The organism is Akkermansia sp. KLE1798 (assembly GCF_001580195.1).
Taxonomy (GTDB): Bacteria; Verrucomicrobiota; Verrucomicrobiia; order Verrucomicrobiales; family Akkermansiaceae; genus Akkermansia; species Akkermansia biwaensis.
Genome location: NZ_KQ971067.1, coordinates 158,163 through 168,445, shown reverse-complemented (window position 1 = coordinate 168,445; position 10,283 = coordinate 158,163). Strand labels below are relative to the sequence as shown.

9 protein-coding genes and 2 pseudogenes are annotated in these 10,283 nt (G+C 52.9%); 7 read left to right on the top strand and 4 right to left on the bottom strand.

Features of this window, described 5'->3' with window-relative positions:
- Positions 1–1,556: tetratricopeptide repeat protein (locus HMPREF3039_RS01555; protein WP_067951864.1), on the top strand; the 1,556-nt coding region annotated here is incomplete at its 5' end.
- 259 nt (positions 1,557–1,815) lie between these two features.
- Here HMPREF3039_RS01555 and HMPREF3039_RS14570 read toward each other — a convergent pair.
- Positions 1,816–1,987: pseudogene (locus HMPREF3039_RS14570) on the bottom strand (tyrosine-type recombinase/integrase); the annotation flags it as partial.
- Here HMPREF3039_RS14570 and HMPREF3039_RS14565 point away from each other — a divergent pair.
- Positions 1,984–2,143 (top strand): annotated as a pseudogene (locus HMPREF3039_RS14565) (endonuclease); the annotation flags it as partial. The pseudogenes HMPREF3039_RS14570 and HMPREF3039_RS14565 overlap by 4 nt on opposite strands.
- A 100-nt stretch (positions 2,144–2,243) precedes the next feature.
- The gene (locus HMPREF3039_RS13225) at positions 2,244–3,119 is read left to right on the top strand and encodes an NAD-dependent epimerase/dehydratase family protein (protein ID WP_067982214.1); all 876 of its coding nucleotides are present in this window, start codon (positions 2,244–2,246) and stop codon (positions 3,117–3,119) included.
- Positions 3,120–3,377: 258 nt separating this feature from the next.
- Here the strand turns inward: HMPREF3039_RS13225 and HMPREF3039_RS01540 are convergent, their stop codons facing one another.
- Together HMPREF3039_RS01540 and HMPREF3039_RS01535 are read right to left on the bottom strand one after the other, a co-directional pair.
- Positions 3,378–3,941, bottom strand: a complete 564-nt coding sequence (locus HMPREF3039_RS01540) for a hypothetical protein (RefSeq protein WP_147549760.1) — start codon at positions 3,939–3,941, stop codon at positions 3,378–3,380.
- 76 nt (positions 3,942–4,017) lie between these two features.
- A complete protein-coding gene (locus HMPREF3039_RS01535; protein ID WP_067573404.1) occupies positions 4,018–4,812 on the bottom strand; it encodes a metallophosphoesterase in 795 nt (264 codons plus the stop codon).
- Between the two features lie 219 nt (positions 4,813–5,031).
- On the opposite strand from HMPREF3039_RS01535, the gene HMPREF3039_RS01530 reads away from it, so the two are divergent.
- Positions 5,032–5,724 carry an iron-sulfur cluster assembly scaffold protein gene (locus HMPREF3039_RS01530; protein ID WP_067573406.1) on the top strand — a complete coding sequence of 231 codons (693 nt, stop codon included), beginning with the start codon at positions 5,032–5,034 and terminating at the stop codon, positions 5,722–5,724.
- 45 nt (positions 5,725–5,769) lie between these two features.
- Positions 5,770–6,771: a GGGtGRT protein gene (locus HMPREF3039_RS01525; protein WP_067573408.1), complete on the top strand. Its 1,002-nt coding sequence runs from the start codon at positions 5,770–5,772 to the stop codon at positions 6,769–6,771.
- 302 nt (positions 6,772–7,073) lie between these two features.
- On the opposite strand, the gene HMPREF3039_RS01520 is transcribed toward HMPREF3039_RS01525, so the two are convergent.
- Positions 7,074–7,670, bottom strand: a complete 597-nt coding sequence (locus HMPREF3039_RS01520) for a hypothetical protein (RefSeq protein WP_147549757.1) — start codon at positions 7,668–7,670, stop codon at positions 7,074–7,076.
- A gap of 319 nt (positions 7,671–7,989) precedes the next feature.
- On the opposite strand from HMPREF3039_RS01520, the gene HMPREF3039_RS01510 reads away from it, so the two are divergent.
- Complete coding sequence (locus HMPREF3039_RS01510; RefSeq protein ID WP_067573414.1) at positions 7,990–9,123, top strand: DNA adenine methylase; 1,134 nt, start codon at positions 7,990–7,992, stop codon at positions 9,121–9,123.
- A 27-nt stretch (positions 9,124–9,150) separates the two neighbouring features.
- Entirely contained in the window at positions 9,151–10,038 is an 888-nt protein-coding gene (locus HMPREF3039_RS01505; protein ID WP_067573416.1) for a tyrosine recombinase, read from the top strand.
- Positions 10,039–10,283 lie beyond the last annotated feature (245 nt).

The following is a 10,283-nucleotide window of genomic DNA, read 5'->3' as shown; positions in this document are numbered from 1 at the left end:
TCAAGCCTGACAATGATGCGGCCTATTTCAATCGTGGGATTGTTCTGAACGCTCTTGGAAGGAAGAAGGAAGCGTTGGAGAGCTACGACAGGGCCCTGGAGATCAAGCCTGACAATGATGCGGCCTATTGCAATCGGGGGATTGTCCTGAACGCTCTTGGAAGAAAAGAGGAAGCGTTGGAGAGCTACAACAAAGGTTTGGAAATTAAGCCTGACAATGATGCGGCCTATTGCAATCGAGGGATTGTTCTGAACGCTCTTGGAAGGAAGGAGGAAGCGCTGGAGAGCTACGACAAGGCCCTGGAGATCAAGCCTGATAATGATGCGGCTTGGAACAATAAAGGTGTTTCATTATCCAATTCCGGAAGAAAAGAAGAAGCTTTAGAATGCTACATTAAAGCTATCAAAATTAATGCTAATAACGGAAAAGCTAAACAAAATCGAAGAGCCTTAATAGGAAGCGATCAATTTTGGGATAGCTTGTCCGAAGATAGTCAACCGAATTTATGCGAGAGCGATGAAGACTTCGATACCTTAACAAGCAAGGAAAAATTAAAAGGCTGTTCGGAAAAAGATTTACAATATATCCGTAATCTGTGGGTGGAACAATACCGGTTATTACATCTGCTTAGTGCTGATCTTGAGCAGGTAGGGCATTATACCTCCTCCACCGTCTTTGAAACCTTGCTTCAGGAACAGGAGGAAACGAAGGGAAAAGGGAACCCCCTGCTTTTATGCAGTTTGGCGGCTGCCAATGATCCTACGGAAGGAACCGTCTTCCAGTCCCTGCTGGGGGAAGATTGCATGCCTTCCCAGAAAATCCGCAGCAATCTTGCCGTATTGCAAACCTCCTTTTCTTCCACCATTGATTCCTTGAATCAGTTCCGTCTCTACGGAAAGCACAATGGAGAGGAGGGAACTGGGCTCTGTCTGGTATTTAACCGGTCTTTTTTTGCCAGTCCCGGAGAAACGTCCATGATTGCCGTGAAAAAGGATCATGAGCCATCCTCCCTGGAAGAGGTCGCGACGTGCCGCAAGCTTCCACTCTATTGGGTGCTGTATTATGACCGCGATTCCGGCCATGTTTACTATACTCCCGCATGTACCGAATACAGATTGAATAAAGAATTGAAAATGACGAAAACTCCCATGAAACAAGCCGACCGTAAGAAAGTTCAGGACATTGGAAAATCGTTGAAGAGGATCCGGGATAATTTTAAGAACATCAGCAAGGAATATCAGCAGACGGCTCTGGAAATGCTTATTTACCTGAGGCATCTGGTGAAAGATGCCGCGTTCAAGGATGAAAAGGAATTGAGGATTCTATCCTTGCACCCCTACAATGATTCGTCTCTCAGGGTATTGCCGAAGAAAAACTGTCTGGCTGTCGATTATCTGCCGGTTATTGATGACGAGGAGGAATATCTGGAGAAAGTGATTGCCGGACCCAAGTTGAGGGATTTTGCCAACCTGGTGGATGTGGCCAAATTCAGGCTTCATCGTTTGGGAGGAAAGAGGGAGGTGGAGTTTTGCCAGTCGCGGGCGCCCTTGAGTTGAACTTGAAGGAAATTCGGAAGGAGAGGGATGAAAAATTTGAATCTTTCCTTGGAGACGGGAGAGAAATAAGGGCATATTTTACTTTTGAAGGGGTTCCCATTGTTTCATAGAAAACAAAGTTATAAGAGCCGGGGAGCCCTTATTCCCAGCGTAGCCGATTATTTACTGGTGAACTTCCTTTTCAGAACAAAGGACGCCTCTCTCCTTCTTGACGCCGGAAAGAGCTGCGTTCAAAGGTAGTAGAAAGAGTAGTAAAATACTACGCAGTCAGCCGTTCCATTTCCACTGAGGAACTGTCAGAAGCGGGCATGAGCATCATAGTTCAGCGTTATGTTCATGTTAGGATTCCCCATGATATACTTGTAATGCTTTCGGGCTCATTCCGGCGTTTGCCAAATTGGTACAGAATGCATGGCGTGAGGTAGTGGAGTATGAAAAGCTCCAAGAGCAGCGGGAAGTCCTGTACGCTGATGATGGCAAGCTGAAAAAACAGGTCGGGGGAATACGACGTTATCAAGAGAAACATTGACAACATTTTGAGGCAAGACAGAGAGCCGCAACGGGAAAAGGAAGCAGAGCGCGGATAATCGGGGCATAAACATTTATGCCCATGGTATGATATTGCTTGCAGGATGATTTAATAGTGATAGATAAATTGGGATTGGTGAAGAAAATGGAGATAATGAAATGAATATTTTAGTTATCGGTGGAACTCGTTTAATCGGTAAGCATTTAGTATTGAGTCTGCTTTCCAATGAACACGTAGTTACCATTGCGACACGTGGAAAGACAAAGGATAACTATGGAGATAAAGTGAATCGGATTTGTTTTGATAGAACTGATGAAAAACAAATTAAGGAGGCTTTTAAAAATGTGCAGTTTGATCTGGTGTATGATAATCTTGCGTTTTGTTCTAATGATATCATACGCTTATTGGAACATGTAAAATGCACAAAATATATTGTGATATCATCTGCAGCCGTTTATAATAAACTACATTTAGATGTAAAAGAAGAAGAATTTGCTGCCGAGAATACAAAATTACTATACTGTGAAAGAGATGATTTTCCCTATAGTAAATCCAAGCAACAAGTAGAATGCGCCCTGATAAAGAATTACGCACATATCCCAAGTGTCAGGGTTAGACTTCCTTTTGTAATTGGTAAAGATGATGATACGAATCGATTATATTTCTATGTCGATCATATCATTAAGCAAATACCACTTCATATAGATAATTTTGAAAGTCAACTAGCATTTGTTCGTGCAAGCGAGGCTGGTAAATTTCTTGCATATCTGGCAGACAAGGATTTCTGTGGAGCAATTCATGGGGCAAATCAAGGAACTGTATCCATAAAACAAATAGCTGAATATTGTAAACGGAAAACAGGAAAAGAAATTCTACTAAGTGATCGTGGTGAACCTGCACCATATAATGGCATTGATGAATATAGTATAAATATTGATAGGGCAACACAGCTCGATTTTTCATTCACTCCCATGGATACATGGCTATATGAATTATTGGATGAATATATTTTGAAAAGTCAGTTAACCGAATAGTAGTTGATATGAGTTATCAGCAACTACCATTATGTCCATGGACATTTATGTTCGTTGCGACGCCGGAACCTGGATTAAACTAACTATACAGAGGAACCAAAACCGACTATTCAGGGTCAAATCCCCATTCCCTCCTCCGGCTGGCCGGAAGAGTCTCCCTTGAGGCAGGATTGCCAGCTTTTTCATGTTCAACTGGCTGAATCATTCAGAGGAAGGGAAAAGACGAAAGTGTCTGTCTGCCTCCGGAATCAGGGAACATCAAGCACCATGGCCGCCATCGGAACGGCATGGTTTCCGGGAAAGTGATTCAGCTCCGGAGTTCTCCCGGTGGATTGTCAATGTCCGCGGGTGCTGGGGGAAGGTGAAGCACCAGCCGAAGAGGCGCACGAAACGGTAGTAGAGTCCCTTGCGCCCGGCATGCTGGGCGGTCATGAGGTCGTAGAAGGCCAGGTCTATCTGGCTTCTGGCGATGGGAGCGCCGTTCATTTTGGCGTGGAGCATGGCGTCGTGGAACAGGGAAGGGAGGAGCATGTCCGGCGGGGTGGCTCCCCACGTGACGCCGTCCCATCCGTAGCCGGGACCGATGGTGAATTGCCTGCCCTCCGCCTTCATATACGTGGCCGGGTCATAGACGCTGACGGCTGTCCAATGGCCGAAGTCCGCGTTTTTTCTGCCGCTTTTCCAACTGACGGCGTTTTTGGTGACGTAGAAGGGCTTGCCTTCGTAAAGGGTTTCTTCATACCAGGAGGCCACGGCAGACGGCGCGGCGGCGGGTACGGAGCAGGATTCCAGGCAGGCGGCCGCACCGGCAATTGTCAACAAGATGTAAATATGATGTGAATAAGAGAAGGGAAGGATGTTTTTCACAGGCGGACAGAGTTGGTGGGAGTTGATTTGTTTAACGGATTTCCAGCACGATGATTTCCGGAGGACAGCAGAGGCGCAGGGGCAGCACGCTGCATCCCAGCCCCCTGGTGATCAGGAAGGGGGTGCCGTTCAAACGGGACCAGGGGTAGGTGAATTTGACTTTTTCCCGGGAGATGCAGCCCAGGGGAATGCCGCCGGGCAGGCAGATCTGGCCGCCGTGGGTGTGGGCGCTGATGACGGCGTCCGCCGTGCCGGGCTTCAGCAGGGGGAAGATGTCCGGCACATGGGAGAGCAGGATGTGGGGGATGGCCGGGGAGAGGCGCAACGGGAGTTCCTCCGGCCTGATCCTCATGTGGTAGTCGTCCCGCACGGAGGAAAGCTGGAGCTTTCTGCCGCCCGGCAGATGGAGAAGAAAGGAGTCGTTCCACATCGCGCAGATGCCGAGGTCCGTGAACATGCTTTTCCACGACTCCCATCCGTAGTACTGGTCGTGGTTGCCCTGCACGGCGAAAATGCCCAGCGGGGCCCTGAGCATCCGGAAGTAGTCCCGCGCCTTTTCCGGGCTCATGCTGCTTTTCCGGGTGTGGCCGTTGGCATAGTCCCCCAGCAGAAAGATCATGTCCGGCCGGGCCTCCATGATTTTTTCCATGTACCTGCGCGCCTGCCTGCCGCCGCGCGGGCGCAGGTGGAAATCCCCGGCCACGGCAACCCGCAGGGGAGGGCCGGAATCCGGCCCCCACTGGGGCAGGTCCAGGGCGGTCGTGACGGTCTGCACGCGCCCCGGTTCTCCCTTCTTTCCCCACATGGTCCATGCACCGTCAATCATGAGTATTAAGACAGAGATGATTGCAAGTTTGTTGAGAAGTGGATGACGATGCCGCGTTCTCATGCAGGGCAGGGGACTGCGGACTGATTATGAGGGTTTTCTCCCGGTTTTCAATCATTCGTGTTTGCCATTCCGGGATTTGCTGATATGATCCGTGCCGCTACGAGGCGGCACTGTCCGATGACTGCAGGGCCGTCTTCATATTAACATCCTAAAACCATGCAGTTTACACACGAAATCGAACAAATGTGTTGCGTCAAGAAAGGCTGCAACCATGGTCCGGCCCCCATTCCCCAGGAAGGCAACTGGACTCAATCCAAGGAGATCACGGACATTTCCGGCCTGACCCACGGCGTGGGCTGGTGCGCTCCCCAGCAGGGCACCTGCAAGCTGACGCTGAACGTCAAGAACGGCATCGTTGAAGAAGCCCTTGTGGAAACCAGCGGCTGCTCCGGCATGACCCACTCCGCCGCCATGGCCGCGGAAATCCTGCCCGGCAAGACCGTGCTGGAAGCGATGAACACGGACCTCGTGTGCGACGCCATCAATACCGCCATGCGCGAATTGTTCCTGCAGATCGTGTACGGCCGCACCCAGAGCGCCTTTTCCGAAGGCGGCCTGCCCATCGGCGCCGGCCTTGAAGACCTCGGCAAGGGTCTCCGCTCCCAGATCGGCACCCTGTACGGCACCCGCGCCAAGGGCCCCCGCTACCTGGAAATGGCCGAAGGCTACATCACCAAGCTGGCCCTGGACGAAGACGGTGAAATCATCGGCTACGAGTTCGTGCGCATGGGCCCCATGATGGAAATGATCAAGAAGGGCATGGACGCCAACGAAGCCGTCGCCAAGTGCACGGGCAACTACGGTCGTTTCGACGAGGCCGCCAAGTACATCGATCCTCGTCACGAATGAGATTGAATTAAAAAGAGTATATCAACTTCAAGCACTATTACCATTATGCCTCTTTTCGAATCCTACGACCGCCGCATCAAGCAGATCAACGAAGCCCTGGCCAAGTACGGCATCGGTTCCATTGAAGAAGCGGAACAGCTCTGCCTTTCCAAGGGCATCAACGTCCGCGAAATCGTCAACGGAATCCAGCCGATCGCCTTTGAAAACGCCGGCTGGGCCTATGTGGTGGGCGCCGCCATCGCCATCAAGAAGGGCTGCACGAAGGCCGCCGACGCCGCTGAAGCCATCGGCGAAGGGCTCCAGTCCTTCTGCATTCCCGGCTCCGTGGCCGACGACCGCAAGGTGGGCCTGGGCCACGGCAACCTGGCCGCCATGCTCCTGCGCGACGAAACGGAATGCTTCTGCTTCCTGGCCGGCCACGAATCCTTTGCCGCCGCCGAAGGCGCCATCGGCATCGCCAAGTCCGCCAACCGCGTCCGCAAGCAGGACCTCCGCGTCTGCCTGAACGGCCTCGGCAAGGACGCCGCCTACATCATCTCCCGCATCAACGGGTTTACGTATGTGCAGACCAAGTTTGACTACGCCACGGGCAAGTTGAACATCGTGCAGGAAAAAGCCTTCTCCAAGGGACCGAAGGCCGCCGTGCGCGTGTACGGCTGCGACGACGTGCGCGAAGGCGTGGCCGTCATGTGGCATGAAGGCGTGGACGTTTCCATCACCGGCAATTCCACCAACCCCACCCGCTTCCAGCACCCGGTGGCCGGCACTTACAAGAAGGAATGCAACGAAAAGGGCAAGAAGTACTTCTCCGTGGCTTCCGGCGGCGGTACGGGACGTACCCTGCACCCGGACAACATGGCCGCCGGCCCTGCCTCCTACGGCATGACCGATACCATGGGCCGCATGCACTCCGACGCCCAGTTCGCCGGTTCCTCTTCCGTGCCCGCCCACGTGGAAATGATGGGCCTCATCGGCATGGGCAACAACCCCATGGTCGGCGCCTCCGTGGCCGTGGCCGTGGCGATTGAAGAAGCCGCCAAGAACTAACCGTCTTTAAGGCAAACGCCTTTATATCAAGAGCCGTCCCCAGCAAGGGAGACGGCTCTTTTTTTGTCGCAAGGGAATGCGCGTTTCAGCGGAGACGCTGATCTTTTCCCCGGTATGGGGGAAGCATTCATCCATGAGAACCAAGGCCTCCGTTCATGGAACGGAAGATACAAATACGCAGATAGCCGACATGTTCAAGAGACTGCAACTGTCAGTGACTTTTTGAAGGCAAAGGTCACGGGCTCCCTCGTCCCCGTCTCTTTCAACATGGAGCAGGGGCTTGTGCCCAAGACCGTCTCCCTTCAACCGCCGATGCGGAAGCGGCCGCCGTGGTCCGACCTCGGCGGAGGCACCCTGGTAGGTTCCGGAGTGCGTCTGGGTACGACGGATGCCGGCGGCTGGACGATGCGCACCTCCGCACGCCTGCCGGAGGGAGCGATCCGTTGGGATGCCGCGGGAGAAGACACGGAAACCGGGGCTGCCACCGGGGCGGGGGGAACCTGCCTGACGGCCAGTTGTTGTTGTTCGTGGGCCTTGTAGGCCCGTTCAAAGGTCACGTCCCTCCATTCTCCCGGCTTCAGGGAATGGTCTTCCCTTTTAGGTTCGGGGGCTTTTTGCGCCAGCGGTTCCACACGTTCCCGGATTTGGGAGGCATTTTCCAGCTTGGACGCTATCCAGGAGGGGTTCCAGTCGGGAGAGGACTGTTTCAGGGCTTGCAGAAGCCGGGCCGCTTTTTCACTGCTTTCCAGGGCTCCCTTGAAGTCGCCCTCCTTTTCCAGGCGGCCGGCGCGCGTGAGCGTCAAGTTGGCTTCATAAAAGTCATCTTCCGGCCCGGAAAAGCCGGGCATGGCTGCCATGAGCATGCACGCCAGCGTGCAGGGTAGTAAACGGGTTTTCATGATTATTGAGAATATAACACGTGTTTCCGGCTTGAAAAGACCTTTCTTCAGAGGAAGGCAGGAGAACTCTTTCGGAAAAGGAGATGCCATCCATGGAATTGCCTTTCCAAAACCGCAAACAAAAAGCCGGTTGATCTACAGGAAGTCCGCGGGGCGCAGGCAGTTTTCTATGGAACGATTGACCTTTCCGGGAAGGGTTTAAAAAGCGCATCTGCCACAGCCGGAATCCCTGATGAATACTTAAATCCCGTTCCCTTTCTTATTCATCGGCTCAACTTGACGGAAAGGCCGCAGTGCCGTATGCTGGCGCGGCTTGCTTATGACCCCTAATGCGCTATTATCCGCTCTTTCGACCGAGATAGAGGAAGACCCCAGATACCTGACTGAACAGATTGTAACTTACTTGGGGAACAAGCGTTCCCTGCTGAATTTCCTGGGACGCGGACTTAAATATGTGAAGGCCCGCCTGGGGAAGGAGCATCTCAAGGCCGGAGATTTGTTTTCCGGCAGCGGTATTGTGGCCCGCTTCCTGAAAAAACATTCGGAAGAACTGATTGTCAATGATCTGGAAGAATACAGCCGACTCGTCAACACCTGTTATCTGAGCAACTCCGGAGAAGTGGACGGCCTGGAGCTGGAAAGGCATTACAGGCGTCTGCTGCGGTACATGGAAACTCATGAATCCCCCGGTTTCATTACGGAGCTGTACGCCCCCCGGAATCCGGAACGCATCACGGCGGAAGACCGCGTTTTTTACACGCGCCGGAATGCCCTTTATCTGGATACGGCGCGCCAGACCATCAATCTGCTGCCGGAGGAAGTACGGCCGTACTTCATTGCCCCTTTGCTGGCGGAAGCCTCCATCCATGCCAATACGGCAGGCGTGTTCAAGGGATTTTACAAGGACAAGCAGGGGGTCGGAAAATTCGGCGGTTCGGGAGGAAACGCCTTGAGCCGCATTCTGGGGGACATTTCCCTGCAATTTCCCGTGTTCTCCAGGTTCGACTGCCGGTATTCCATCCATTGCCGGGACGCCAACGAGCTGGCGGAGGAATTGCCGGAGATGGACGTTGTGTACCTGGACCCTCCCTACAACCAGCATCCGTACGGCTCCAACTATTTCATGCTGAATTTGCTGTCCTCCTACAAGCGGCCGGAAAAAATCAGCCGCGTTTCCGGCATTCCGAAGGACTGGAAACGCTCCACGTACAACAGCCGGCAGCAGGCCACGGAATCATTGTTCCATCTGTTGGAATCCTGTCCTGCCAAATTCATTCTGCTGTCCTACAGTTCGGAAGGTTTCATCGGTTATGAGGAAATGACGGCTTTCCTGGCCAGGCTGGGACACATCGCCACGCTGGAAACGCCTTACGCCACCTTCCGGGGAAGCCGTAATTTGAAGAACCGTCCCCAGAATGTGACGGAATTCCTGTTTCTGGTGGAACGCTTTTAAAGACGGGACAGGAAAGGAAGATTCGGCATGCAGGCTCACATAGAACGTTTCATCCGCTTTCTGGCTGCGGAAAAAGGGCTGAGCGCCGCCTACCAGGTCTCCGTCAGGCAGACCCTGGAAGAGTTTTCCCGGTTTCTGGGGGAAGGGGATGGCGATCCTTCCGGGGTGGATATAGGCAGCCTCGCAGAATTCCTCCGGCACTTGCAGTCCCGCGGCATGGCGCGCAGTTCCATGCGCGTGGAAATGGTGCATCTGCGCATTTTTTTCCGCTGGCTGGCCGGAACGGGTATTCTGGAGAAGGATCCCTCCGCGTTCATGGAGATGCCGCGGCAGGGGCTGACACTGCCTCACGTGCTGGATCAGCATACCGTTTCAAAACTGCTTGAAAGTATTGACATTCAGGATATTCCACTGGGATGCAGAGACCGGGCCCTGTTGGAGATGATTTATGCCTGCGGCATGCGCGTAAGCGAGATCATCAATTGTAAATTAGAAAGTTTTGACGCAGAGGAAGCATTTGTCCGAGTGCGGGGGAAGGGGGACAAAACCCGGCTCGTTCCCGTCGGCACGTCCGCTTTGGACGCCCTAAAGGCGTATCTGGCCCAAGGGAGGCCCAAACTGGTCAAACCGGGAACGAAAAGCCACATCTTCCTGACCGTCCGCGGGTGTCCCTTGACCAGGGAGCGGGTGCGCCAGATCCTTCAGGAACGCGCCAGAGCCGCCGGGATCGACCAGCATGTCTTTCCGCATATCCTGCGCCATTCATTCGCCACGCATTTGCTGGAGAACGGCGCGGACCTCCGCATCATCCAGGAGATGCTGGGACATTCGGACATCGCCACCACGCAGATTTACACGCATCTGGAACAGCAGAGGCTGAATTCCATCCATCACCGTTTTCATCCCAGAGGATGATGCCATTGCCGGGAACAACATTTCAACAGGGGTAGCGTTCCTGTTTTTGAAATGTCGGAATATCTCCTTATCTATTTTACAGCAAACGGTTTGACATCTATTCCCACCAGTATTTAATTTTGCATTACATATATTATGCGAAGTATTAAATAACCTTCATTTCCTCCCTGGCGCGTGTTTGCTTTTGTCCTTTCCCCTTTGCCCTTTTAGAGAAGAAAAAAATAAAACCGGATTTGGAATCCGGA